Here is a 23,519-nt window from a genome sequence, read left to right on the forward strand (position 1 = left end):
GCCAGCACCAGCACGATCAGACCCAGGATCGCGAGGACCACACCGCCGACGATGAACGCCACCGGCTGCAACGCGGTCGGCGCGGTCACGACGGCCTGGAGGGCCTCGCCGGGGGCGACGAGCAGCGGCTGCGCACCGGTGAGGTCCAGGACGATCTCCACCGCGGCATACGCCAGAGCCAGCAGCAGCAGCACGACCACGACGAGCATGGCCACGGTGCGCGGAGAGTGAGTCTCGCGGCGCACAACGGTGCGAAGGACGGTGTCGGTCATCACAGCACTCGCTTTCGCTGAGGGGCGCTCGCGCCCGAAATGGTCAGATCCACCCGAGAGATCTCCCGCCCGAATAACCGGGCCAACCGCGACTTCAGCTCCCCCTGAGCCACGCGGGCAGCCTCCAGCACGGGCGTCGCCGCGCGCACCGCCTCGGTGTCGTCGAGGCGCGGGACGGGGAACGGCGTGGTCACGCGCACCGCGGCGGTGTCACGGGCCGAGACGATCTCGACATGCACGCTCTTGGCATCCACCCCGATGATCTCCGCCGCAGCCCGCTCCGCCGTCTTCTGCAGCACACGATCGGCGATGTTCACCCGACCGGCGGGCGTGGTGGCACGCGGCCCGGGGGCGACAGCCGTCGTGCGGCTGCCGCCCGGGGCGGCGGAGGTGACAGTGGTCACGAAGTCCTCCGAGAGATGACGGTCATCACGAGGTGCTGCGACCGCGGAAAGCGTTCGCGAGGGTGCGGAGATCGAGCTCGCCCGACGCCACGCGGGCGACGACGGCCCCGACCGCCATGAAGAGGGCGACGAGGATGAAGCCCCCGAAGCCGAAGATGAGAGCGCTGAGCGCGAGGACGAGTCCGAACAGCGCTCCCCGGGTGACGGGGGTCACCGGACGCGCTTGTCGTCGTCGTCGTTGTCGTCGTCACCGGGGACGTGCACGTCGTTCACGTCGACGTTGACCTCGACGACCTCGAGACCGACGAGGTGGCCGACGGCGCCGGCGACGCGCGAGCGCACCTGCTCGGCGACGTCCTGGATCTGGGCGCCGTACTCGACGACGACGGTCACGTCCACGGCGGCCTGGGTCTCGCCGACCTCGACCTTGACGCCCTGCGTGAGGTCGGTCGCGTTGATCGCGTCACGGATGGCGCCGAGCGCACGGGCTCCGCCGCCGCCGAGCGCCCAGACACCGTTCACCTCGCGGGCCGCGATACCGGCGACCTTGGCGACGACCCCGTCGGCGATGTGGGTCGAGCCCGCGGCGTGCGCTTCCTGGCCTCGCGCGCCGAGAGGGCGGTTCACGCGGGATGCCGCCTGGGGGACGTTCTGCGCAGCGGGGGTGGTGGCGTTCTCGACCATGGTGGGTTCCCTTCGACAGGTTCTACCCGGACTTCTCCGGGGCGGCGGATTCGCCTTCGGGTTCTAGACGTACTCGGTGCAGGAAAGATCACGCGGGGCTTGCGCCCGAGGCCGTCATGTGTATCGAGGCGAATAGGCTTACGCCGTATATCCCAGTGTTGGCGCGGGCGTCAAGATCGAGCGCCGCTCGCTCGCGAAGGCCAGGCTGGGCACGAGATGGACGGCGGCGCCGTCTGCTCGGGCCGCGTGAGGTTTCGGCGTCCGGGTACGTCTTCGTCGCGAGGCCGACACCGCGTCGGCCCTCGAAAGGAGCGAGAACCACGATGGGCAAGAAGAAGAACGAGACGAAAAGCGAACCGACGCGCGTCGCCGACTCGACGGTTGAACAGCAGAACCAGGCCGCGAGGCAGTGGTCTCCTCTTGCGCGGTACGGCTCGGAAGCCTTCGGGACCTTTCTGCTGGTGCTCGGGGGCGTGGGGACGGCCCTTTTCGCGGCGAACTTCCCCAGCGCCGACGACAATCAGGTCGGAGTGGGCTTCCTCGGCGTGGCCCTCGCCTTCGGCCTGACCCTCGTCGCCGGCATCGCCGCGGTCGGTCACATCAGCGGCGGGCACTTCAATCCCGCCGTGACGCTCGGTCTGCTCGCAGCCGGACGCACCGACGCCCGTCACGTTCCCGGGTACATCCTGTCGCAGGTGCTCGGCGGCATCCTGGCCACCAGCGTCATCGCCCTCGTGCTGGCCGGTCGACCCGACGGTTTCACCGCTGCACACGAGGCGGGGTTCGCCTCGAACGGGTTCGGTGAGGGCAGCCCCGGAGGCTACGGACTCGGCGCCGTCTTTCTGACCGAGGCCGTGTTGACCGGTGTGTTCATCGCCGTGATCCTGTCGGTCACCGCCAAGAAGGAGTACGCCACCTTCGCCCCGATCGGCATCGGCCTCACGCTGACCCTGATCCACCTCGTCAGCATTCCGATCAGCAACACCAGCGTGAACCCCGCGCGCTCGATCGCCACCGCCCTGTATGGCGGCGCACTTCCGCTCTCGCAGCTGTGGGTCTTCATCACCGCCCCGATCGCCGGCGCTGCGGTTGCCGGGCTCATCGTTCGCACACTCGGACGCCGCGTCGTCGGCTCTTGACGGCTTCGCCGCCCCGGCGGCGGACGCGAGCTGGGCCCGGAGACGAATCGGGGTGTCTCCGGGCCCGCCCCTTCACCCCGGGTACCCGACGCGTCGCCGACAGCGCAAGCGCCCTGAGGTGCGCGCCCGCGCCGACCAAGATGGGAGGTCACCGAGTCGGAGAGAGGGCCATGGACGAGCAGACCGCAGACGCACCCCGGGCGAGTGCCCGGCTGGATCGCGAGAGGATCGTCGTCGCCGCCCTGACCCTCATCGACGAACGCGGACTCGCCCATCTGTCGATGCGCAACCTCGGCAAGACTCTCAGCGTCGAAGCGATGTCGCTGTATCGCTACGTCAACGGGCGCGAAGACCTGCTCGAGGGGGTCGTCGACCTGCTGATGCACGACCTGACCGCGTCGCTCATCGAGGCCGCCGGCGACCAGTGGCAGCGGTTCTTGCAGGTGACCGCCCACGAAGTGCGGCGCATCGCCATCGAGCACCCGAAAGCCTTCCCCCTCATCGCCACCCGGCATCCGGCTGCCCCGTGGCTGCGTCCGCCGCTGCGCAGCGTCGAGGTGGTCGAAGTCTTCCTCAGCACGTTGATCGGGTTCGGCTTCACCGACGAACAGGCCGTCGGCGCGTATCGCTCGTTCAGCAGCTTCCTGCTCGGCAATCTCCTGCTCGAGTCAGCCGTGCGAGGTGCCGACACCGGGCCGGCCGACGAACCGCTCGACGAGGGCGACGCCGACATCCCGCAGGGTGACGGCTCGCAGAATCTCGAGGCGTCGCCCCAGGTGCGGCGCCTGCGAGCGCTTCTCAGCGAGGACCACGCCGAGGAGGAGTTCGAGGAGTCCCTCGAATCGCTTCTCGACCGGCTCGACCGCCAACTCTCCCAGTAGCCGGGCGAATCTTCCGCGCGCACCCCCGGACCGTGCCGTCACGCACTGCCACTACTGTCGATCTTCATGGCCGTGACCTTCACCGACATGCCGCTCGACCTGCTGCGCGCGTACCGCCCCGCCCTCGTCGAGCCCGACGGACTCGACGCGTTCTGGACCGAGACCCTCGACGCTGCGCGCACCGCCGCCGGTCCCACCCGCCTCGTTCCGGTCGAGGCTCCGGTGCGGACGCTGAGCGTGTCCGATCTCACCTTCACCGGTTTCGACGGCGACGAGATCCGCGGCTGGGTCGTGCGACCCCACGGCGACGAGGTGCTCCCCGCGGTCATCGAGTACATCGGGTACGGCGGCGGGCGCGGGCTCCCGGGCGAGCGGGTGAACTGGGCACTCGCGGGCTACGTGCACGTCATCATGGACACACGCGGCCAGGGCTCGGCCTGGAGCCTGGGATCCACTCCCGACCCGCACGGCTCGGCCGCCGCGTTCCCCGGCGTCATGACCCGCGGCATCCTGGATCCCCGCGACTACTACTACCGCCGCCTCTACACCGACGCCGTCCGCCTCGTCGACGAGGTGCGCACGATGGCGGGCGTGGATGCCACTCGGGTCGCCGTGACCGGCACGAGCCAGGGCGGCGGGCTCGCCATCGCCGCTGCCGCCCTCTCGGGCGACGCCGTCGCCGCCGTCATGCCCGACGTGCCGTTCCTCTGCGACTTCCCGAACGGTATCGTGCGAACCCCCTCGGCGCCGTTCACCGAGATCACCCGGTTCCTCTCGGTGCACCGCGACGAGGCCGACCGGGTGCTCCACACGCTGTCGCACGTCGACGGCGCGGTGCTCGCGCGGCGCATCCACGCGCCGGCGTACTTCTCGGTCGCGCTGATGGACGACGTGGTGCTGCCGTCGGGAGTGTTCGCGGCGTTCCACGCGCTGTCGTCTGACGACGTCGCGATCGAGGAGTACACCTACAACGGCCACGAAGGCGGCGGACACCGGCACTGGATCAAGCAGGTGGCCTGGCTCGACGCGCGCCTCGGGCGCTGACCGGCCGCCGCCGTCGGCCACCGCCGCCGGCCCGGCGCGGCGGTGCGGCCTCGCGACGCAGCGGACCGGCGCGGCGGCGCGGCCTCGCGACGCGGCGGACTAGCGCAGCCGCGCGACGCAGCGGCCCGGCGCAGCCGCGCGACGCGGCCGACGAGGCTGCGGCCGTGACGAGCGGAGGACAAGGGACGAGCGGAGGACGCTCGCGGCGAATTCGTCCTCCGCTGCTCACCTTCTCCTCCGCTCGTCACGCCCGTGCGCGCCGCGCGGCCCCGCCCCACGTCAGCCGGCGGTCACTCCCACACGCTCGGCGCCGGTCGGCGCGTGGAGGGCAGCGCCGACCCCGCGGCCCAGTCGTGCACCCACTCCTCGATGTCGGGCAGCCCATCCGGGCGCCCGACCGCGGCGAACAGCTCGTCGTGCGGCACCGTGCCGCCGGAGCGGCGGAGGATGCGGGCCCGGATGATCGCGCGGGCGTAGACTTCGCCGCCGACGAGCGCACGGTGCTCGAGGTAGACCGCCCGGTCGTCGTGGCCGATGAGGCGCGTCTCGAGCTCGAAGCGCTGCCAGAGTTCCAGCGAGCGTCGGAACGTGATCGTCTCGGCGCCGACGACCGCGTACCACCCCTCCTTCGTCATCGCCGCGACGAGGCCGGCGCGCGTCAAGAGGTCCCATCGGCCCAGGTCGAAGAGCGAGAGGTAGCGGCCGTTGTTGAGGTGGCGCAAGACGTCGATGTCGGTGGGGAGCACGCGCAGACGGATGCGGGTCACCGTGTTCGGGTCGATGGGACCCTCGCGACGCAGACGACGGCGGGCACGGACGAGCACGAGGAGCGTGCGCCAGAGGACGTTCACGAGGGGCGAGCGTAGCGATCCGACGACGAATCCTCCATCTCATTGTGTCCCCTCGACAATCACGGGGTGCGCGTCGCGGAACGGGGCCGCGTCGCACGCTCCTCTACCCCATTCGCAGCGCTGTCGCCCTCGATTTCACCCTCGCAGGTCCCGCGCGTAGAGTCGCGCCATGACTGCGGAAATCCGAACCGACATCGTCGTCCGTCCGGTGCGCGACGTGGATGCCGAGGCCCTGGGCCGCGTGCACGCCACCTGCTGGCACGAGACCTACGATCACCTGATCAGCAAGGCGGCCCTCGAGGCCGTCTCCCCCCGCCGCATGGCCGAGCTCTGGACCCACTGGGCCGCCCAGGGCGACGGGTACCGCATGCACGCCGCCCTCGTCGACGGCGAGATCGTCGGCTTCGTCGGCTCGGGTCCCGCCCGCGACGACGACGCCCCGCGCGAGCGCGAGCTGTACTTCATCTACCTGCTCGACGCGCACCACGGCACCGGCATCGGCCAGCAGCTCTTCGACGCCGCCGTCGAAGAGGGCGAAGGCCTGTACCTGTGGGTCGCCGACGACAACCCGCGCGCGCACCGCTTCTACACCCGCAACGGCTTCACGCTCGACGGCGCGACGCAGGTGCAGCCCTTCCTCGGCGAGGAGCTCACCGAGGTGCGCTTCGTCCGCTGACGTGCTGCAGGTCTGGGCCCTCGACGGCATCCGTGAGATCACCCCGGGAGACGACCTCGTCGGGGTGATCCTCGATGCCCTCACCGAACCCCTGCACGACGGCGACATCGTGGTCGTCACCAGCAAGATCGTCTCGAAGGCAGAGGGTCGCGTCATCCGCGCCGACGATCGCGAAGACGCCATCACGCGTGAGACGGTGAGGCTCGTGGCATCCCGGACCTCCCCCACCGGGCACGTCACGCGCATCGTCGAGAACCCGCTCGGCATCGTCTCGGCCGCCGCCGGAGTGGATGCCAGCAACACCCCCGAGGGCACGGTGCTGCTGCTGCCGGTCGACCCCGACGCGTCGGCGCGGCGACTCGCCGAGGGCCTGCGCCAGGTGGCGCGGGTCGGCGTCCTCATCACCGACACCCTCGGCCGGGCCTGGCGCGAGGGCCAGACCGATCACGCGATCGGGGCCGCGGGCGTGCGGGTCTTCGAAGACCTGCGCGGGACCACGGATGCCGAGGGCCGCCCGCTCGTGGTGACCCTGCCGTGCGTGGCCGACGAGATCGCCGCCGCCACCGACCTCGTCAAGGGCAAGGCGTCGCGCCGGCCCGTCGCGATCGTGCGCGGCCGCGGAGACCTGGTGGGCGAGCTCGACCTGCCCGGCGCCCGCTCGATCGTGCGCGATCCCGCCCGCGACATGTTCCGCCAGGGCGCCGACGAGGCCTACGCCGAGGGCTTCGCCGCGGGGCGCGCGGCGCGCGACTGACCGCCGGCCTCGCCACCGCGGTCAGCGAATGCCGCGGGCGGCGAGCGCGTCGCCGAGATCGTCGGCGTGACGCAGCGCGAGCACCAGGAACGGCATCGCACCACGCGCGAGCGAGGGGCGAAGCCCCCGGGCGCGCTGCGCGTCGCGCACCTCGGTGGCGAGCCGCGCGAGCACCGGAATGGTCGTCAGCGCGATCGTCCACAACAGTGCGAGGCGGGCCGGATCGACGCCGACGCGGCGGAGCGGCTCGAATCCGCGCTCGAGCGCGTCGAGCATCGCGGCGACGGGGGTCGTCAGCGGCACCAGTGCGGCCACGAGCAGCGCCGCGACGACCCGCGCGGTGTTGGCGACGGCGGACTCCAGCCCGAGGAAGAGCAGTTGCCCGGCGGCCGTCACGACGATGATCCCGCGCAGCGCCCACGTCTGCCGCAAGAGCTCCGCTGCTCCCACACCGCTCGCGATGTACAGCAGGCACGCGGCCCCCACCGCCGTCGGCGCGCTCCCCCAGGTGGACGGCAGCGCGGCGAGCACCGCTGCCACGAGGGCCAGGAACACGAGCTTCGGGCCCGCCGGCATCCGGTGCAACCACCCGCCGCCCGGCCGGTACAGGCTCAGCACGCCACCGCCCTTTCATAGGCGTCGACGACCTCGTCGGAGATTCCGGATGCCACGACCCGCCCGTCCGAGAAGAGCACCGCCCGTTCGCAGCGGCGCGCCAGACCGAGATGGTGCGTCACCACGACAAGGCGGTGCCCCGCGTCGGCGAGCAGATGGTCGGAGACGAGGCGGGCGTTGCGGGCGTCGAGGAAGGCCGTCGGTTCGTCGGCGACGACGAGGTCGGGCGCGCGGACGAACGCCCCGCACAGGGCGAGCAGTTGCTTCTGACCGCCCGACAGGTCGTGAGCGGGACGGTCGGCGAGGCCGTCGAGCCCGAAGCGCTCGAGGGCGGTGGCCACGCGCCGGTCGCGCTCCGCGCGCGGGAGCCGGGCGGGGCGCAGCGACAGCGCGACGTCGTCGGCGACGGTGGGCATGACGATCTGCGCGTCGGGATTGCTCAGCACGAGGGCGACACGACGGCGGAGCTCCGTGGCATCCCGATCCGGATCGAGTCCGAGCACGCGTAGCTCGCCGGTCGTGTGACGGATGAGCCCGGCGACCAGGCGAGCGAACGTGGACTTGCCGGAGCCGTTGTCGCCGACCACCGCGACCGAGCGCGCGTCGAGGTCGAGGCTCACCCCCCGGAGCACGTCCCGTGCCCCGAGGCGCGAGGCCACGTCGATGCAGCGGATCACACGCCCGCGCCGGCCGTCTCGCGCTCGCGCGCGGGGGTCGCCCACTCGCGGCGGAACCCGCGCGGATACGCCCGCACGAGCGTCGTCACCACGGCGGTGGCCACCGCCGCTTTCAGCAGGTCGCCGGGCACGAAGACGAGGCTCGTGAGCGCCGTCTCCGGCAACGGCAGGCGGGTCACGAGGCTCTGGACCGGGATGCCGAGGGCGTAGATGGCGCCGATGCCGCCGGCGACCATCGCCAGGGCGGTGCGCCAGACCACGGGGCGGCGTCCGCCGGCGTGCACGATGAGGCCGATGACGACCGCACCGAGGATCCAGCCCAGCGCATAGCCGGCGGTGGGGCCGAGGAAGACGGCGAACCCGCCGCGCCCGCCGGCGAGCACGGGGAGGCCGGCAGCGGCGAGCGCCAGCAGCACCGTCACCGACAGGGCGCCGAACCACGGGCCGAGCACCGCGCCGGCGAGCATGACGCCGAGGGTCTGAGCGGTGATGGGCACCCCGCCGAAGACGGGGAAGCTGCCGGGCAGACCGAGCACCGCGATGAGCGCGGCGAAGACGGCGATGCGGGCGAGGTCGGTGGCGTCGGGTGCGCGCATGAGGTTCCTTCCTGAACACTGTTCACCTGAACGGCGTTCACTATACTCATTCCATGGCTCCCCGCGGACACTCCGCCGACGACGTCGCCCGCACCGCGTTGCGGATCCTCGACGATCACGGACTCCCCGACCTGACGATGCGCCGCCTGGCGACCGCGCTCGAGGTGCAGCCCAGCGCCCTGTACTGGCACTTCCCGAACAAGCAGTCGCTACTCGCCGAGCTGTCCGACCGGATCGTCGGCCGCATGGCAACCGGTGACCCGGTCGACCTCCGCACCGAGGCACTCGCGCTGCGCGACGCTCTGCTCACCTACCGCGACGGCGCCGAGGTCGTCTCGAGCACCCTGGCGCTGGGCCTCGGATCGTCGCTCGCGCACGACCGGCTGACGGCCGCGGTGGCCCGCGACGGCTTCGACGCCGACACCGCGCGCCGTGCGGCGACGACCGTGCTGCACTACGTGCTCGGCTTCGCGTGGCACGAGCAGCAGCGACTGCAGTACGACAGCGTGGGCGTTCGCGACGGCGACCCGGTCGACCCGTCCGGCAACGGTGCCGCCGGGCTCGCGAGCGACGACTTCGCCTTCGGCCTTGATCTCATCGCCGCCGGGCTGCGGGCGCGCGGCCGCGTCTGAACGCGCGTCGCGCCGAGGTCTCACGATCGGTGCGTGAGACGTCCGGCCCAACGGACGGCCTCGCGCCTCGTCCTGGCTGCACGCCGGTGCCGCAGGCTCCCGTCAACGCCGGCGTGCGGCTCGGCGGACGCCGGGCACCCGGCATCCCTCGTCCCGTCGACCGCGGCCGGCCCGGCCGGGATCAGCGCTGCTTGACCTCGCCGAAGAGACGCGCGATCGGCACGAGGACGCGCGGACGCGCCGCGACGACCCCCGCGGCCATCACGACGAGGAATGCCGCGAAGAGCAGCAGCCCGGTCGGGTCGGTCGTGAAGGCGTCGGGGTCGACGGAGCCGCGCGCGGCGTACATGTGGTTGAGGTTGCGCAGGGCGCCGGTGGCCAGCACGAGCGCCACGTGCACGACGATGAACGCGACGAAGAACAGCATCACCGGGAAGTGCACCTTGCGCGCCCACTCGATCGGATACAGGCGGTTGAGCCTCTCGGCATCCTTGGGCCAGACGCCCGACAGGCGCACGCCGCTGATGATCGCGAGCGGGGCGGCGACGAAGGTGATGGCGAAGTACGACAGCTGCTGAAGGCTGTTGTAGTTCACCCAGCCGTTCTCGGTCGGCCAGTCGAGCGAGACGTACTGCAACGCCGCCGACAGCGCGTTGGGGAAGACCTCCCACGAGGTGGGGACGATGCGCATCCACTGACCGGTGACGAACAGCAGCACGACGAAGACCACGCCGTTCGCGATCCACAGGATGTCGATGGCCTGGTGGAACCACAGCGTGAGACTGATGCGGCGCCGCTTGTTCTTGCGCGGCGACCAGAACGCGGCGGGGCGTTTCTCGTTTCGCACCTGCCAGCCCGTGCGAATGATGAACAGCAGGAAGAAGCTGTTGAGGAAGTGCGACCAGTTCAGCCACGCCGGGATGCCGACGGGTGCAGCCTCCGGCAGGTGGTACTCCCCCGGGTACGCGGCGAGGAACTCCTGCCCCGGCCCGAGCGCGAGAACGAAGCGCGCCAGCAGCACGACGATGCCCGCCAGCGCGAGCGCGAAGATCCCGAGCACGGCCGTCGAGCCGAGCAGTTGCACGGGCGAGAAGTCGCCGAGAGCGGTGCGGGGCGGTTTCGCGTTCACGGGTCGGGCGTTGTCGGCAGACGCCGCCCGCGTCGACCCGCGTGAAGCCGCGGCCCCGGGCCACACGGTGCGCGGCACCGTGAGGGGCGGGCGCGGAACGCTCCCTTCCCCGGCGAGAGCGAAGGGGCGCGTCGAGCGCGCGGGCGATGCGGTGTCGTCTCGCGAACCGGACGCGCTCGTCGCCGGATCCGCGGCGGCATGGTCGACCTCAGCACGGTGCAGGCTCGACGATGCGTTGCGGCGTTCCGAGTCGTCGTCGGCGACGGACGCCCGCGCGGGGGCTGCGGATGCCGGCGGCCAGGGCTCTCCGCCCGGCTCGCGCGGCAACCCGCGGCGCACGCCGCCGGTCGTGGCCTCCCCATCGACCGGAGTGGATGCGGGATGCGTGCTGGCGTCGGAGGCAGCGATAGCCGGCTGCGGAACCGAAGGCACGGGCGCCGGACCGGCCGCTCCGACGTGCTGGTCGGACGCGGTGCCCTCCGCCGCCGGCGCGTCGGCCCCCGCGGAGTCAGCGGACCGAACGGATGCCGGCGGCCACGGCTGCCCACCCGCCTCGCGCGGCAGGCCCCGTCGAACGGGGGTCGCCGGGGCGAGGGCGCTCGAGCCGGTCGGTGCGCCCACGTCCACGGCATCCCCCGTCGATACCCCGGGGACGTGCGCCGGACGCACACCATGCGGCGACGACGCTGCGACATCCGTGCCGTTCTGCGGGATCCGCGCCGTCGCGCCCGTCGCCTGACCGTTGCCGTCGACACCGACCTGAGCGGGTGCGGGATCGACGGGGGCCGCGGGCGCGTCGGCGCCGTGCGGCGTGTCGGGGACGCCGGAGGCCGCGGGCGGCCAGGGCTCCCCACCGGGAACGCGCGGCAGCCCGCGACGCGGAGTGCGGGGTGTGGACGCCATCTACTTCTTGTGGGCCTCGAGCGCGCTGATGAGTTGCGGGACAACGGTGAACAGGTCTCCGACGATACCGAAATCGGCTATCTCGAAGATCGGCGCGTCGGGATTCTTGTCGATTGTGACAATCAATGTCGCGGTCTGCATGCCGGCGCGGTGCTGGATCGCCCCCGAGATGCCCAGCGCGACATACAGCCGCGGCGACACGGTCACGCCGGTCTGGCCGACCTGGGCGCTGGCCGGCACGAACCCGGCGTCGACCGCCGCGCGCGACGCACCGACGGCACCGCCGAGCACGTCGGCGAGCTGTTCGACCAGCGCGAAGTCCTCTCGTGAGCCGACACCGCGCCCGCCCGCGACCACGACCGCCGCGCCGCGCAGTTCGGGGCGCGACGAGGGCGCCGCCGTCTCGGTGAACGCCTCGATCCGGGCGGCACGCACACCGGATGCCGAAACCTCGAGGCCCTCGACCACGAGGGGCCGCGCGTCGAGCCGCGCGTCGACCGCGCCGGGCCGCAGCGTCGCCAACAGCGGTCCGAAGGTGGGGGCTCCGTCGACGGTGAACGCTCCCCCGAGCACGGAGTGGTGCGCGACCACGCCGAGTTCGTCGTGCCCGACGCCGACGACATCGGCGGCGAGGGGCAGCCGCCGTCGCGCGGCGAGACGGGCCAGTGCGTCGCGCGACTCCACGGCGTTCGACGCGAGCACGAGATCAGGTCTCTCCCGGTCGAGGGCGGCGGCGAGCGCGTCGACGACGGGCACGGTCAGCGCGTCGGGCTGTGTCTCGGCCGTGAGCACCCGCGCGGCACCGAGGGTCGCCGCCTCGGCGGCGGCGGTGTCCAGCGCCTCCCCGTCGGCGGCGATCAGCGCGACCGGCTCGCCCACCGTCGCCGCGGCGGCGAGCAGACCCGGCGCGGTCGCGGCGAGCGCGCCGTTCGGCAGCACCTCGAGCAGCACGAGAGCGACGCTCATCGGGTCACCCCCTCGGCGATGAGGAAAGCGGCCAGCTTCTCGCCGGCGTCGCCCTCGTCGACGATCTTGATGCCGGCGTGACGCGGGGGCCGTTCGGCGACCGAGAGCATGATGTAGCGGGCGGTCGCGGGGTCGTCGGGCGCGATATCGAGGGAGGCGGCATCCACCGTCTCGTAGGGCTTCTTCTTGGCCGCCATGATGCCCTTGAACGTCGTGAAACGCCCTTCGGGGAGCGCCTCGGTGATCGAGACGACGGCGGGGAGCTCGGCGCTCACCCGCATGGTGCCGGCGTCGCTCACGCGGTCGCCGGTCACCATCGTGTCGGACACCTCGAGGGCGGCGAGTCCCGTCAGCTGCGGCACACCGAGCACCTCGGCCACCATGGCCGGAATCACCCCCGCGCCTCCGTCGGTCGAGAGGTTGCCGGCGATCACGAGGTCGTAGCCCGTGCGTCGGATCGCCGCCGCCAGCACCTCGGCGGTCAGCAGCAGGTCGGCGCCGCGCAGGGCGTCGTCGACGACGTGCACCGCCGAGGTCGCCCCCATCGCGAGGGCTTTGCGGATCGTCGCGGTCGCCGAGGCGGGTGCCATCGCCAGCACCGTCACCTCGGTGCCCGGGTGCGCGTCGGCGTGGGCCAGGGCGGCTTCGACCGCGCGTTCGTCGATCTCGTCGAGCACGGGCGCCGCCGCGGCGCCGCGGTCGATCAACCCCGTCTCGAGGTCGAGCCGCCGCTCGCCCCACGTGTCGGGGACTTCTTTGATCAGGACCACGATCTTCATCGATGCGTCTCCTTCGTCGGGAACGGGATGCCGCGGCGCCGGCGCCGCAGCCGAGGTCGGGGCGCCAGGGACTCGCGAGGCTCGGCCACCGGTTCAGCGGCGCGGGCGCCCCCGCAGCCGCCGAGCGAAGGGCGAATGGCACCGCCGCCCCGCGGGGCGCGCGCGACGCGAGAGCGGTACCGTGAAACGCGAGGAGGACCGATGACGCGACGACTGCCGGTCGACCCGATCGCCGAAGCCAAGCGACAGTGGCTCGCGCACGGGTGGGACGACGCGGCCGACGGCATGACGGTCGTGACCTCGGTGATCCGCGCGCACCAGCTGCTCATGGCATCCATCGACCGGGCGCTGAAGCCCTTCGACCTGTCGTTCTCGCGCTTCGAGATGCTGCGCCTGCTCGCCTTCACCCGGGAGGAACGGATGCCGATGGCCAGCGCCATCGCGCGGCTGCAGGTGCATCCGACGAGCGTGACGAACACGGTCGACCGCCTCGTGCGCGACGGGTTGCTCGCGCGCGAGCCGCACCCGACCGATGGGCGGGCCGCGCTGCTGGTGCTGAGCGACGCCGGTCGCCGCCGGGTGGACGAGGCGACCGCGGCCCTGAACGTCGTGTTCGCCGACCTCGGACTGGACGACGACGACGCGACGGACCTCGTGCGGATCATCGCGCGGTTCCGAAAGGGCGCCGGCGACTTCGCCGACCCCGCGCCGGTGCCCGAGCCGCTCTGACGGCCGGGACCATGCGTCGTCGGCGCCGGGAGCGCATGCTCGCGCGCGGCGCCGCCGGCGCGGACGAGATCGCCCACGCCCGGCAGCCGCCGCGCCGCGCCGCTCATCGGTGCGTGAACGACGGCGCCCGCTTCTCGCGGAACGCCGCCATCCCCTCTTTCTGGTCGGCGGTGTCGAAGAGCGCGGCGAATGCCTGCCGCTCGAAGCGCACGCCCTCGGCGAGCGTCGACTCCAACGCCACGTCGAGGGCCGCCTTCGCCGCGTACAGGGCGGGCAGCGGCTTCTCGGCGATCGTGCGGGCGACCGACTCGGCCTCGTCGAGCAGGTCGGCGGCCGCCACCACGCGCGACACGAGACCTGCGCGTTCGGCCTCGGCGGCATCGATCATGCGACCGGTCAAGACGATCTCGGCGGCCTTGTAATACCCGAGCGCGCGCACGAGGCGCTGCGTGCCACCCATGCCGGGGATGACCCCGAGCTGCACCTCGGGCTGGCCGAATCTCGCACGGTCGGATGCCAGGATGACGTCGCACATGAGCGCCAGCTCGCACCCGCCGCCCAGCGCGTAGCCCGACACGGCCGCGATCACGGGGGTGCGGACGGCGGCGAAGCGCGCCCACGCGCCGAAGTGATCGGTGAGCACCATGTCGAGGCCCGACTTCTGCTCCATCTCTTTGATGTCGGCCCCGGCGGCGAAGGCCTTCTCGCTGCCCGTCACGACGATCGCCCCGGTGCCCTCGTCGACGTCGAACGCCTCGGCAGCGGCGACCACCTCGCGCATGGTCTGCGTGTTGAGCGCGTTCAACGCCTCGGGGCGATCGAGCGTGATCCACCCGACGCGGCCGCGCTGCTCCACGCGGATCGTCTCGTACCCGGCATCCTGATCAGTCATCTCACTCCTGTTCGTGACGGTGCGGACGAACCCGCCCTCGCATGCTCGCACGCACCCCCGACATCGATCGAGGGGGTTCCCCATCGGTCCGGCCGGCGCCCACGACGGGCCGGCGAGGTAACGGGTTCGGGGCGCGTTCTGCACCTTGGGGCGGAAAAACTTCGCCTCAAGGTGCGGATTCCGCCCCGATCCAGCGAAACGGACCCCCGAACGCTGATCCCGCCCACTCGCAGAGCGTCGACCACACCGCCCGGACCGCTCAGGCTCACGCCGCCAGCACGCTCCGGCCGACGATGAGCCGCATGATCTCGTTGGTGCCCTCGAGGATCTGATGCACCCGCAGATCGCGCACGACCTTCTCGATGCCGTAGTCCTGCAGGTAGCCGTAGCCTCCGTGCAGCTGCAGCGCCTCGTTCGCCACCCGGAATCCGACGTCGGTCGCGAAGCGTTTCGCCATGGCGCAGCGTGTGGCGGTGTCGGGGGTCTTGGCATCCAGTGCCGTCGCGGCGTCGCGCACGAGCAGGCGTGCGGCCTCGAGCTCGGTCGCCATGTCGGCCACCGCGAACACCACCGATTGCTTCTCGGCGAGCGCCTCGCCGAACGTGAAACGCTCGTGCACGTAGGCGATCGCGCGGTCGAGCGCCCAGCGCGCTGCGCCGATCGAGCACGTCGCGATGTTGAGCCGGCCGCCGTTGAGGGCGGTCATGGCGATCGAGAATCCGCGACCCTCGCCGCCGAGCAGGTTCTCGGCCGGCACGCGCACCTCGTCGAGCACGACCGCCCGGGTGGGCTGCGCGTTCCAGCCCATCTTCTTCTCGTTCGGACCGAACGACAGTCCCTCTGAATCTGCGGGGACGAGGAATGCGCTGATGCCCCGGGCACCCGGCTCACCCGTGCGGGCCATGACGACGTACACGGATGCCGCGCCGGCACCCGAGATGAACTGCTTCACGCCCGTGAGCACGTAGGTGTCGGCGTGGCGGATCGCCGAGGTGGTGATGGCCGCGGCATCGGAGCCCGCGCCCGGTTCGGTCAGGCAGTAGGCGCCGAGGTCGTCCATGGCGATCAGGCCGGGCAGCCACTGCTCGCGCTGCGCCGACGTGCCGTAGGCGTCGATCATCCACGCCACCATGTTGTGGATCGTGATGTAGGCGGTGACGGTGGGGTCGCCGTAGGCGAGCTCCTCGAAGATGGCCACGGCATCGGCCCGCGTCAGCCCGGCGCCGCCGACGTCGTCGTTGACATAGACGCCGCCGAGGCCCAGCTCCCCCGCGCGGCGCAGCACGTCGCGGGGGAAGTGCTTCTCGGCATCCCATTCGAGGGCGTGCGGGGCGAGCTCGGTCGCAGCGAAATCGCGGACGGCGTCGAGGATCGCGGCGCGTTCGTCGGCCGAGAGGGTACCGGCGGGCGAAGCGTCGAGCGCGGGGGCAGGGGTGGTGTCCATGCGGCTCTCCTTCGTGAGGGCGACGTCGTCGTCGCACGTCGAACTTTACCTGGACGTCCTATTAATTGGTGGGGCGAGCGACTAACGGCCCCCCGCGTCGAGAAACGCCGCGCCGTGCCACACACGCCGTGTCGAGGCGTTTCCGCAACGCGCGAGCGTTTCTCGCGCCACGCGCGCGCAACGCGAGCGTTCACGACGCACCGCGCTCGTGACGCCCGAGCGTTCATCGCGCACCTGCGCGCATCACCGCCGGCGATCCCGCGCCGGCGGGCGGGCCGGCGCCGCGTTCGCTCGCCGTTCACCGGGCCGTCACGCGATCTAGGCACAATCCACAGGTTCGCGCTCCCCGCGCGGGTCGCTCCCCCACCCGAATCCGAGGACACAGCCCATGCCTTCGCCCCTCCTGCGCCGAGCCGTCGCGTTCACCGCGACGACCGCGGCGGTGTGCGCGCTCGCCCTGTCGAGCGTCACCGCGGCCTCCGCCGCGATCGTCCCCCAGCCCATCTCGAACAGCGCCGCGGGCGCGGCCCTCGCCGTCACCCCCGTCGGCTCGTACGACACCGGCGTCTACAAGGAGTCGGCCGCCGAGATCGTGCAGGCGTGGCGCGACCGCCTGTTCGTCGTCAACGCGCAGGCCGGCACCGTGTCGGTGCTCGACAACAGCGACCCGACGACGCCCGTGAAGCTCTTCGACATCGCCTCGACGGGTGTCGCGAACTCGGTCGCGGTGCGCGACGACGGCCTCGGCGTCGTCGCCTTCGAGGCCGAGACCAAGACCGACCCCGGTCACCTCGTGTTCTTCGACGCGAGCAAGACGGATGCCACCGGTGCGACCCTCGGCGAGGTCACCGTCGGGGCCCTCCCCGACATGGTCACGTTCTCGAAGGACGGCGCCTACGCCGTCGTCGCCAACGAGGGCGAGCCCGCCGACGACTTCACTGTCGACCCCGAGGGCTCCGTCAGCATCGTCGCGCTCCGCACCGGTGTCGTCGCCCCCGCGCCGAGCGCCGTCAAGACCGCCGGCTTCGCCGCGTTCGAGCCGGGCGGCACGAAGACGCTCGACCCCAAGGTGCGCGTCTTCGGACCCGACGTCGCCGCTCCCGGCCAAGACCCGGCGACGCTGTCGTCCAACCGCGTCTCGCGCAACCTGGAGCCGGAGTACATCACCGTCGACGGCACGACCGCCTACGTCACGCTGCAAGAGGCGAACGCCCTCGCGACGGTCGACCTCGCGAAGGCCCAGGTCACCGGCATCCTGCCCCTCGGCTACAAGGACTGGGGCACCGTCGGTCTCGACCCGAGCGACAGGGACGGCGCGAACATCCGCACCGTCGCGGGCCTCAAGGGCCTCTACATGCCCGACGGCATCGCGTCGTACACCGCCGCCGTCGGCGGCAAGGCCGGCACCTACCTCGTCACCGCGAACGAGGGCGACGGACGCGAATGGGGCACCTTCACCGACGAGGCCCGCGTGAAGGCCCTCGGCAAGGACGGGCTCGCCCCGGTCTGCGCGACCTCGCCGCTCGCCGGTCGCTCCGCCGACACCGACCTCGGCCGCCTCAAAGTGGTCACCGACCTCGGACTCACCGCCGAGGGCTGCTACAGCGAGCTCTACGCCTACGGCGGACGCTCGTTCTCGATCTGGGACACCAAGGGCACGCTCGTCTTCGACTCGGGCGACCAGTTCGAGCAGAAGCTGAAGGAGGTCGCACCGCAGCTGTTCAACGTCTCCAATGACGACAACGTCGTCGACGACCGCAGCGACGACAAGGGTCCCGAGCCCGAGAACGTGGCGCTCGGCGTCGTCGATGGCCGCACGTACGCCTTCATCGGCCTGGAGCGAGCGGGCGGCGTGATGGTCTACGACGTCACCGACCCGAAGAGCCCCGCCTACGTCACGTACGTCAACAACCGCGACGCGACCGCCGACGTCGAGACCGCCGCGGCCGGCGACCTCGGGCCCGAGGGCATCACGTTCGTCTCGGCGCTGCGCTCGCCCACGGGCGTGCCGCTGCTGATCACGGGCAACGAGGTGTCGGGGACCACCACGGTGTTCGAGGTGCGTCCGACGCAGCCGAAGAACCCCGACGTGCAGATCCTCACGATCAACGACTTCCACGGCCGTCTGGTGCAGGAGACCGGCGGGGTCGCCGGGGCGGCGGTGCTGGCCGGCGCCGTCGAGAAGTACCGCGAACTCAACCCGAACACGCTCTTCGTCTCGGCCGGTGACAACATCGGCGCGAGCGCGTTCGAGTCGTTCATCGACCAGGACAACCCCACCATCGACGCCCTGAAGGCGGCGACCCTCGACGTCAGCGCCGTCGGCAACCACGAGTTCGACCGCGGGTTCGCCGACCTCACCGACCGGGTCATCCCCCGCTACGGCGACAACGCGGGCGACCGGAGCGACTTCGCCCTCGGCGCGAACGTCTACCTGAAGGGCACGAAGACCCCCGCCCTGAAGCCGTACACGATCAAAGACGTCGGCGGCACCAAGATCGCCTTCGTCGGCACGGTCACCCGCCAGACGGCCGGCATGGTCGACCCCTCGAAGATCACCGAGATCGAGTTCGGCGACCAGGTCGAGGCCGCGAACCGCGAGGCGAAGAACGCCCGCGCCGCCGGGGCCGACATCGTCGTGCTGCTCGCCCACGAGGGTTCCGAGGGCACCGACTGCGCGAAGATCGCCACCGAGTCGGGCGACTACGGCGACCTCGTGCGCGGCGTCTCCGGCGACGTGAACGCCATCGTCTCGGCCCACACGCATCAGAAGTACGCGTGCACCATCGGCGGACGTCCCGTCATCCAGGCCGGTCAGTACGGCACCAACCTCGGCACGCTGGACATCGACCTGGATGCCGCCGGCGACCTCGCCTCCATCACGCCCGGTGTGCGCCCGCTGCTCGACGCCACGAGCCAGTACGTCGCCTACCCGCAGGCGGCGACGGCGAAGATCGTGGCGGATGCCAAGGCCGTCGCCGACGTGAAGGGTCAGGTCGAGGTCGGCACCATCACCGCCGACATCACCCGCGCCCGCAACGCCTCGGGAGACGAGGACCGCGGCGCCTACTCGACGCTCGGCAACACCGTCGCCGACGTGTACCTGTGGGCCACGACCGAGAACCCCTCGTTCAACGGGCAGGACGCGCAGATCGCGTTCATGAACCCGGGCGGTCTGCGTGCCGACCTGCTCTACGGCTCCGACAACGGCTCGGTCTCGTACCGCGAGGCCGCGAACGTGCAGCCCTTCGGCAACACGCTGGTCACGCTGTCGCTGACCGGGGCGCAGCTGAAGTCGGTGCTCGAGGAGCAGTGGCAGCCGTCGACGGCATCGCGTCCCGTGCTCGCGCTCGGCGTCTCCAAGGGATTCACCTTCGCCTACGACCCGAAGGCGGCCGCGGGCGCGCGCATCTCGTCGATCGCGCTGAACGGCGTCGCCGTCGACCCGGCTGCGTCGTACCGCGTGGTCACCAACTCGTTCCTCGCCGCGGGCGGTGACAACTTCACCACGTTCGCGCAGGGCACGGCGAAGGCCGACTCGGGTCAGATCGACCTGCAGGCCACGGTCGACTTCTTCGCCGCGAAGGGCACCGTCGCACCGTCGCCGCTCGGCCGGGCGTACCTGCTCGGTTCGAGCCCGGTCGACGAGGGGACCGGCACCGGAACGCCGACCCCGACCCCGACGGTCACGCCGACGGCCACCCCCGCGCCGACCACATCGCCGTCCGCAGCGCCCGGCGCTTCGCCGTCGAGCAGCCCCGCCGCGGGGTCCGGCACGGCTGCGCTCGCGAAGACGGGTGCCGAGCTGCCGTGGGGCATCGCCCTCGCGGGCGGCTTCCTCCTGGTCGCGGGAGGCGTGGCCGCAGCGCTTCGGCGCCGTCGCGTCTGACACGCGCAGACGGCGGCGGCCCTCACCCCTGGCGGGTGGGGGCCGCTGTCGTTGTGCGGCGCGGCGCGCGCTCGGGCACGGTCTGCGGGCGACATGCCGAAACCGCACCCGTTCGCCGAGACCGCATGCGGTTGTCGCGAATCCCCTGCGTTCTCGGCAACCGGGTGCGGCTTCGCGGCGGTGCGCGCCGGCCGGACGGGCTCCCGCGGGCCCGTCAGGGTCGCAGCACGGTGATGAGCACCCCGGATGCCGCGGACTCCACGCGCCAGACCTGCCCGCTGCCGTGAACGGCCGGGGCGGCCTGCGCCGAGATGACGAGGGCCGTGTGCTCGTCGATCGCCACGCCGTCGGAGACGAGCCCCGCCTCGACCGCGGCGACGAGACGGGAGAGGGTGCCCCATTGGGCGGCGTGCACGTCGACGGCGAAGTCGAGGAGCCCGAGGCCCGGGCGCACCTCGACCTCGTCGAGCTCTTCACCGGCATCCTCCGACACGACCTCGACCCCGCCCAAGCGATATCCGCCGATCAGCGCGGGTCCGGCCGCGATGGACGAGCCGGCCGAGAACCCGGCGTAGGGCATCCCGTCGCGGACGCGATCGGTCACGGCATCCCGGATCGGTCCCACCGCCGCCCGGTACGCCGGGGTGAGGCCGCCACCGACGAACAGGGCGTCGGCGTCGAGCACCGCGGTGTCGAAGACCTCGCCCACGACGATGGTCGTGATCCGCAGCTCGTTCGCCGTCGCCCCCGCAGCCTCGAGCACCGCCGCGAAGCGGGCGACCGAGGACTCGTCGTCGGCCTCGAGCACGAGCAGCACCGCGATCACGGCCGGCCGGTCGCCGGCGCGCTCCCGCGCCTCGCGCACGAAGGGACGCAGCAGATCGCCGCAGCGCGCGACGTCGCGCCCGCCGCCGAGAAGGAAGACACTCATGCGCCCAGTATCCCGGTATCGGCATCCGCGTGAGTCGCCAGCATTTGTCGCTTCGGGCACCCGCAAGCGACAAACCTTGGCAACTCACGCGCGGTAAACGCGAACGCGAGACCCGGGTCAGTACCGGCGCAGCAGCGCGGCGAGGGCCTGACCGCCGCCGATGCACATCGTGACGACGGCGTACTCAAGGTCGCGGCGCTGCAGGTCGAGGGCCGCGCGCACGGTGAGGATCGCGCCGGTGGCACCGACGGGGTGGCCGAGGGCGATCGCGCCGCCGTACGGATTCACCTTCTCGGGGTCGAGGGCCGCATCGCGGATCACCGCGACCGCCTGCGCGGCGAACGCCTCGTTCAGCTCGATCACGTCGACGTCGGCGGGAGTGAGGCCGGTCTGCTCCCACAGCCGCTGCAGCGCGATGACCGGGGCGTAGCCCATGATCTCGGGGTCGACGCCCGCCGTGGTGACGGCCTCGAGCGTGGCGAGGCCGGTTGATCCGCGCTCGCGCACATCGTCTTCGCGCATGAGTACGGTCGCGGCAGCGCCGTCGTTGATGCCCGACGAGTTGCCGGCGGTGACCGATCCGTCCTTCTCGAAGGCCGGGCGCAGACCCGCGAGGGCTTCGAGGGTCGTGCCGGGTCGCGGGTGCTCATCGACCGAGACCTCGACCGGCCGCTTGCCGCCGGTGGTCACGGGCACGATCTCCTCCGCGAAGGCCGCGCGGGCGGCATCCGTCGACGCCCTGCGCTGGCTCTCGACGGCGAAGGCGTCCTGCTCCTCGCGCGAGACGGAGTACCGGGATGCCACGACCTCGGCCGTCGTGCCCATGTGCCGGCCGCTGAAAGGGTCGGTGAGGATCGCGAGGGTGCCGTCGAGCAGCGTGCGGTCGCCGAGCCGGCCGTTGCCGCGGGCGCCGTACTCGAGGAACGGCGTGCGCGACATGCTCTCGTCGCCGCCCGCGACCGCGACGTCGATGCCGCCCCAGCGGAGCTCCTGAGCTGCCGACCAGATCGCCTGCAGGCCCGAGCCGCACAGGCGGTTCACGGTGAAGGCGGGCACGCGCGTGGGCAGCCCCGCGGCGAGCGCGACGCGGCGGGCGTTGTAGGCATCGGGGCCGTTCTGGGCGATGCAGCCCATGACGACCTCGTCGACGTCTTCTTGCGCGACGCCGGCGCGACGCAGCGCTTCGGTCACGGCCACCGCGCCGAGCTCGTACGCGTCGACCCCCGAGAGCGATCCGCCGAACGAGCCGATGGGTGTGCGCGCGCCGGAGACGATGACGATCTTCTGCTCGGACATCAGCCTGCCGCCTCCTCGGGGCGGTCCTGCGTCTCGAGCGCGGCGGCATCCGGAACGTACCCCTCGACGTGCCGCTCGTCGGGCCCGACATAGGCCGACAGCGGTCGGATGAGGGCGTTCGCCGCCTGCTGCTCGCGGATATGCGCCGTCCAGCCCGTCACGCGGGCGGCGACGAAGAGCGGGGTGAAGGTGAGGGTGTCGAACCCCATGAGGTCGTAGGCAGGGCCCGAGGGATAGTCGAGGTTGGGGTAGATGCCCTTGCGCTCGACGAACTGCGACTCCAGCGCGTCGTAGAGGGCGGCGACGTCGGGGCGGTCGTAGTGGGCGACGAGGGTGTCGAGGGCGGCTTTCATCGTCGGCACGCGCGAGTCGCCGCGCTTGTACACGCGGTGGCCGAAGCCCATGATCTTGCGCTTGTCGGCGAGGGCGGCGTCGAGCCAGGGGCCCACGTTCTCGGCCGAGCCGATCTCGCGGAACACGTGCAACACCGCCTCGTTCGCACCGCCGTGCAGCGGGCCCTTCAGCGCGCCGATCGCTCCGACGACCGCGGAGTACAGGTCGCTGAGCGTCGAGGCGATGACCCGCGCGGTGAAGGTCGAGGCGTTGAAGGAGTGCTCGGCGTACAGGGTCATCGACCGGTTGAAGGCGTCGACGACCACCGGGTCGGGGACACCCGCGGATCTTGAGCCCGTGCCCGAGGACCCTGAGCCCGTGCCCGAGGACCCTGAGCCCGTCGAAGGGTCCGGCACCGACGCCACCCCGCCGGCTTCGACAGGCTCAGCCACCTGCGGACGGGTGCAGATCTCCTCGCCGAACGTCATCCAGAGGAAGTTCGCCGCATAGTCCAGGTCATCGCGCGGCTCGATCAGCTCCTGACCTCGGCGGCGGCGCTGACCGTAGGCGACCACGGCGGGCAGCTGCGCCCACAGGCGGACGGCGCGCTCGAGGTTCTCTTCGGGGGTGCCCACGGCATCCATCACGTTCGAGATGCCCGCGGTCTCGCGGGCGCCGATGACGCTCACGGCGGTGCGCACCTCGTCCATGGGGTGGGCGCTCGTCGGCAAGAGGTCGATCGCGGCGCGCACGTCGTCGGTCAACGCCCGGTGCGCTCGCTCGGTGTCGCGCAGGGCGCCGAGCTGCGCGGCATCCGGAAGCTCCCCGTTCCACAGCAGGTAGGCCACCGCCTCGAAGGGTTGCGTGGCGGCGAGCTCCTGCACGGGGTACCCGCGGTAGAGCAGGCTGTTGGTCTCGGGGTTCACCTTGCTCACGGCGGTCTCGTCGACCGTGACGCCGGCGAGGCCCTTCTTGATGTCGGTCATCGTCTCTCCCTTGAGTC

23 protein-coding genes and 1 pseudogene are annotated in these 23,519 nt (G+C 71.9%); 8 read left to right on the forward strand and 16 right to left on the reverse strand.

The genetic code is table 11. The features are described from left to right. The 4 genes and pseudogenes from AS029_RS17815 to AS029_RS13125 all read right to left on the reverse strand — a co-directional run. Positions 1-272, reverse strand: a pseudogene (locus AS029_RS17815) (DUF6286 domain-containing protein); the annotation flags it as partial. Beyond that, a complete protein-coding gene (locus AS029_RS13115; RefSeq protein WP_058233030.1) occupies positions 272-676 on the reverse strand; it encodes an Asp23/Gls24 family envelope stress response protein in 405 nt (134 codons plus the stop codon). The pseudogene AS029_RS17815 and the gene AS029_RS13115, both read right to left, overlap by 1 nt. A 25-nt stretch (positions 677-701) precedes the next feature. After that, complete coding sequence (locus AS029_RS13120; RefSeq protein ID WP_058233031.1) at positions 702-890, reverse strand: hypothetical protein; 189 nt, start codon at positions 888-890, stop codon at positions 702-704. Then, positions 887-1,360 (reverse strand): Asp23/Gls24 family envelope stress response protein, encoded by a 474-nt coding sequence (locus AS029_RS13125; RefSeq protein WP_058233032.1) that lies wholly within the window; start codon positions 1,358-1,360, stop codon positions 887-889. The genes AS029_RS13120 and AS029_RS13125 overlap by 4 nt, the downstream gene beginning before the upstream one ends. A 323-nt stretch (positions 1,361-1,683) precedes the next feature. On the opposite strand from AS029_RS13125, the gene aqpZ reads away from it, so the two are divergent. From aqpZ to AS029_RS13140, 3 genes are all read left to right on the forward strand, one after another. Continuing rightward, positions 1,684-2,499, forward strand: a complete 816-nt coding sequence (gene aqpZ / locus AS029_RS13130) for an aquaporin Z (RefSeq protein ID WP_074615946.1) — start codon at positions 1,684-1,686, stop codon at positions 2,497-2,499. Positions 2,500-2,669: 170 nt separating this feature from the next. Then, positions 2,670-3,380 (forward strand): TetR/AcrR family transcriptional regulator C-terminal domain-containing protein, encoded by a 711-nt coding sequence (locus tag AS029_RS13135; protein WP_058233033.1) that lies wholly within the window; start codon positions 2,670-2,672, stop codon positions 3,378-3,380. A 66-nt stretch (positions 3,381-3,446) separates the two neighbouring features. Then, positions 3,447-4,424: an acetylxylan esterase gene (locus AS029_RS13140; RefSeq protein ID WP_058233034.1), complete on the forward strand. Its 978-nt coding sequence runs from the start codon at positions 3,447-3,449 to the stop codon at positions 4,422-4,424. Between the two features lie 290 nt (positions 4,425-4,714). Here AS029_RS13140 and AS029_RS13145 read toward each other — a convergent pair whose 3' ends face one another. After that, positions 4,715-5,275 carry an acyl-CoA thioesterase gene (locus tag AS029_RS13145; protein ID WP_058233035.1) on the reverse strand — a complete coding sequence of 187 codons (561 nt, stop codon included), beginning with the start codon at positions 5,273-5,275 and terminating at the stop codon, positions 4,715-4,717. A gap of 169 nt (positions 5,276-5,444) precedes the next feature. On the opposite strand from AS029_RS13145, the gene AS029_RS13150 reads away from it, so the two are divergent. Together AS029_RS13150 and cofE are read left to right on the forward strand one after the other, a co-directional pair. Next, positions 5,445-5,951 carry a GNAT family N-acetyltransferase gene (locus AS029_RS13150; RefSeq protein WP_058233036.1) on the forward strand — a complete coding sequence of 169 codons (507 nt, stop codon included), beginning with the start codon at positions 5,445-5,447 and terminating at the stop codon, positions 5,949-5,951. A gap of 1 nt (position 5,952) precedes the next feature. Further along, a complete protein-coding gene (gene cofE / locus AS029_RS13155; RefSeq protein WP_058233037.1) occupies positions 5,953-6,705 on the forward strand; it encodes a coenzyme F420-0:L-glutamate ligase in 753 nt (250 codons plus the stop codon). A 21-nt stretch (positions 6,706-6,726) separates the two neighbouring features. Here the strand turns inward: cofE and AS029_RS13160 are convergent, their stop codons facing one another. Genes AS029_RS13160 through AS029_RS13170 form a run of 3 tightly spaced genes read right to left on the reverse strand, consistent with a single transcriptional unit; the run spans position 6,727 to position 8,593 of the window. Then, entirely contained in the window at positions 6,727-7,323 is a 597-nt protein-coding gene (locus AS029_RS13160) for an energy-coupling factor transporter transmembrane component T family protein (protein WP_058233038.1), read from the reverse strand. After that, entirely contained in the window at positions 7,317-7,940 is a 624-nt protein-coding gene (locus AS029_RS13165; protein ID WP_244886985.1) for an energy-coupling factor ABC transporter ATP-binding protein, read from the reverse strand. The genes AS029_RS13160 and AS029_RS13165 overlap by 7 nt, the downstream gene beginning before the upstream one ends. A 53-nt stretch (positions 7,941-7,993) precedes the next feature. Next, entirely contained in the window at positions 7,994-8,593 is a 600-nt protein-coding gene (locus AS029_RS13170) for a biotin transporter BioY (protein WP_058233039.1), read from the reverse strand. Positions 8,594-8,646: 53 nt separating this feature from the next. Between AS029_RS13170 and AS029_RS13175 the strand changes: the two genes are divergently transcribed. Continuing rightward, positions 8,647-9,225: a TetR family transcriptional regulator gene (locus AS029_RS13175; RefSeq protein ID WP_058233040.1), complete on the forward strand. Its 579-nt coding sequence runs from the start codon at positions 8,647-8,649 to the stop codon at positions 9,223-9,225. Between the two features lie 181 nt (positions 9,226-9,406). On the opposite strand, the gene AS029_RS13180 is transcribed toward AS029_RS13175, so the two are convergent. The 3 genes from AS029_RS13180 to AS029_RS13190 are packed head-to-tail and all read right to left on the reverse strand — an operon-like array spanning position 9,407 to position 13,002. Then, entirely contained in the window at positions 9,407-11,257 is a 1,851-nt protein-coding gene (locus AS029_RS13180) for a cytochrome b/b6 domain-containing protein (protein WP_058233041.1), read from the reverse strand. Continuing rightward, complete coding sequence (locus AS029_RS13185) at positions 11,258-12,223, reverse strand: electron transfer flavoprotein subunit alpha/FixB family protein (RefSeq protein ID WP_058233042.1); 966 nt, start codon at positions 12,221-12,223, stop codon at positions 11,258-11,260. It lies immediately after the preceding gene. After that, a complete protein-coding gene (locus AS029_RS13190) occupies positions 12,220-13,002 on the reverse strand; it encodes an electron transfer flavoprotein subunit beta/FixA family protein (RefSeq protein WP_058233043.1) in 783 nt (260 codons plus the stop codon). Before AS029_RS13190 ends, AS029_RS13185 begins: the two co-directional genes overlap by 4 nt. Before the next feature lie 201 nt (positions 13,003-13,203). Here AS029_RS13190 and AS029_RS13195 point away from each other — a divergent pair, with 201 nt between their 5' ends. Then, a complete protein-coding gene (locus AS029_RS13195) occupies positions 13,204-13,731 on the forward strand; it encodes a MarR family winged helix-turn-helix transcriptional regulator (protein WP_058233044.1) in 528 nt (175 codons plus the stop codon). Positions 13,732-13,834: 103 nt separating this feature from the next. On the opposite strand, the gene AS029_RS13200 is transcribed toward AS029_RS13195, so the two are convergent. Beyond that, positions 13,835-14,623: an enoyl-CoA hydratase-related protein gene (locus AS029_RS13200; protein WP_058233045.1), complete on the reverse strand. Its 789-nt coding sequence runs from the start codon at positions 14,621-14,623 to the stop codon at positions 13,835-13,837. Positions 14,624-14,888: 265 nt separating this feature from the next. Further along, positions 14,889-16,067 carry an acyl-CoA dehydrogenase family protein gene (locus AS029_RS13205; protein ID WP_058233046.1) on the reverse strand — a complete coding sequence of 393 codons (1,179 nt, stop codon included), beginning with the start codon at positions 16,065-16,067 and terminating at the stop codon, positions 14,889-14,891. 388 nt (positions 16,068-16,455) lie between these two features. Here AS029_RS13205 and AS029_RS13210 point away from each other — a divergent pair, with 388 nt between their 5' ends. After that, on the forward strand, positions 16,456-19,956 hold the full coding sequence (locus AS029_RS13210) for a choice-of-anchor I family protein (RefSeq protein WP_058233047.1): 3,501 nt from the start codon (positions 16,456-16,458) through the stop codon (positions 19,954-19,956). A gap of 214 nt (positions 19,957-20,170) precedes the next feature. On the opposite strand, the gene AS029_RS13215 is transcribed toward AS029_RS13210, so the two are convergent. The 3 genes from AS029_RS13215 to AS029_RS13225 all read right to left on the reverse strand — a co-directional run bounded on the left by AS029_RS13215 (position 20,171) and on the right by AS029_RS13225 (position 23,502). Beyond that, complete coding sequence (locus AS029_RS13215; protein ID WP_058233048.1) at positions 20,171-20,887, reverse strand: Type 1 glutamine amidotransferase-like domain-containing protein; 717 nt, start codon at positions 20,885-20,887, stop codon at positions 20,171-20,173. A 117-nt stretch (positions 20,888-21,004) separates the two neighbouring features. Next, the gene (locus tag AS029_RS13220) at positions 21,005-22,183 is read right to left on the reverse strand and encodes a thiolase family protein (protein ID WP_217630074.1); all 1,179 of its coding nucleotides are present in this window, start codon (positions 22,181-22,183) and stop codon (positions 21,005-21,007) included. After that, positions 22,183-23,502 carry a citrate synthase/methylcitrate synthase gene (locus AS029_RS13225; RefSeq protein WP_058233050.1) on the reverse strand — a complete coding sequence of 440 codons (1,320 nt, stop codon included), beginning with the start codon at positions 23,500-23,502 and terminating at the stop codon, positions 22,183-22,185. Before AS029_RS13225 ends, AS029_RS13220 begins: the two co-directional genes overlap by 1 nt. Between the last annotated feature and the right edge of the window lie 17 nt (positions 23,503-23,519).

Source organism: Microbacterium enclense, assembly GCF_001456955.1.
Classification (GTDB): Bacteria; Actinomycetota; Actinomycetes; order Actinomycetales; family Microbacteriaceae; genus Microbacterium; species Microbacterium enclense.

What these genes read in the sequence shown, in the direction of transcription:
- aqpZ (WP_074615946.1), top strand. Translation starts at nt 1,684, where the DNA reads ATGGGCAAGAAGAAGAACGAGACGAAAAGCGAACCGACGCGCGTCGCC.
- AS029_RS13185 (WP_058233042.1), bottom strand. Translation starts at nt 12,223, where the DNA reads ATGAGCGTCGCTCTCGTGCTGCTCGAGGTGCTGCCGAACGGCGCGCTC.
- AS029_RS13175 (WP_058233040.1), top strand. Translation starts at nt 8,647, where the DNA reads ATGGCTCCCCGCGGACACTCCGCCGACGACGTCGCCCGCACCGCGTTG.
- AS029_RS13140 (WP_058233034.1), top strand. Translation starts at nt 3,447, where the DNA reads ATGGCCGTGACCTTCACCGACATGCCGCTCGACCTGCTGCGCGCGTAC.
- AS029_RS13195 (WP_058233044.1), top strand. Translation starts at nt 13,204, where the DNA reads ATGACGCGACGACTGCCGGTCGACCCGATCGCCGAAGCCAAGCGACAG.
- AS029_RS13205 (WP_058233046.1), bottom strand. Translation starts at nt 16,067, where the DNA reads ATGGACACCACCCCTGCCCCCGCGCTCGACGCTTCGCCCGCCGGTACC.
- AS029_RS13200 (WP_058233045.1), bottom strand. Translation starts at nt 14,623, where the DNA reads ATGACTGATCAGGATGCCGGGTACGAGACGATCCGCGTGGAGCAGCGC.
- AS029_RS13225 (WP_058233050.1), bottom strand. Translation starts at nt 23,502, where the DNA reads ATGACCGACATCAAGAAGGGCCTCGCCGGCGTCACGGTCGACGAGACC.
- AS029_RS13135 (WP_058233033.1), top strand. Translation starts at nt 2,670, where the DNA reads ATGGACGAGCAGACCGCAGACGCACCCCGGGCGAGTGCCCGGCTGGAT.
- AS029_RS13190 (WP_058233043.1), bottom strand. Translation starts at nt 13,002, where the DNA reads ATGAAGATCGTGGTCCTGATCAAAGAAGTCCCCGACACGTGGGGCGAG.
- AS029_RS13215 (WP_058233048.1), bottom strand. Translation starts at nt 20,887, where the DNA reads ATGAGTGTCTTCCTTCTCGGCGGCGGGCGCGACGTCGCGCGCTGCGGC.
- AS029_RS13170 (WP_058233039.1), bottom strand. Translation starts at nt 8,593, where the DNA reads ATGCGCGCACCCGACGCCACCGACCTCGCCCGCATCGCCGTCTTCGCC.
- AS029_RS13210 (WP_058233047.1), top strand. Translation starts at nt 16,456, where the DNA reads ATGCCTTCGCCCCTCCTGCGCCGAGCCGTCGCGTTCACCGCGACGACC.
- AS029_RS13125 (WP_058233032.1), bottom strand. Translation starts at nt 1,360, where the DNA reads ATGGTCGAGAACGCCACCACCCCCGCTGCGCAGAACGTCCCCCAGGCG.
- AS029_RS13220 (WP_217630074.1), bottom strand. Translation starts at nt 22,183, where the DNA reads ATGTCCGAGCAGAAGATCGTCATCGTCTCCGGCGCGCGCACACCCATC.
- AS029_RS13150 (WP_058233036.1), top strand. Translation starts at nt 5,445, where the DNA reads ATGACTGCGGAAATCCGAACCGACATCGTCGTCCGTCCGGTGCGCGAC.
- AS029_RS13180 (WP_058233041.1), bottom strand. Translation starts at nt 11,257, where the DNA reads ATGGCGTCCACACCCCGCACTCCGCGTCGCGGGCTGCCGCGCGTTCCC.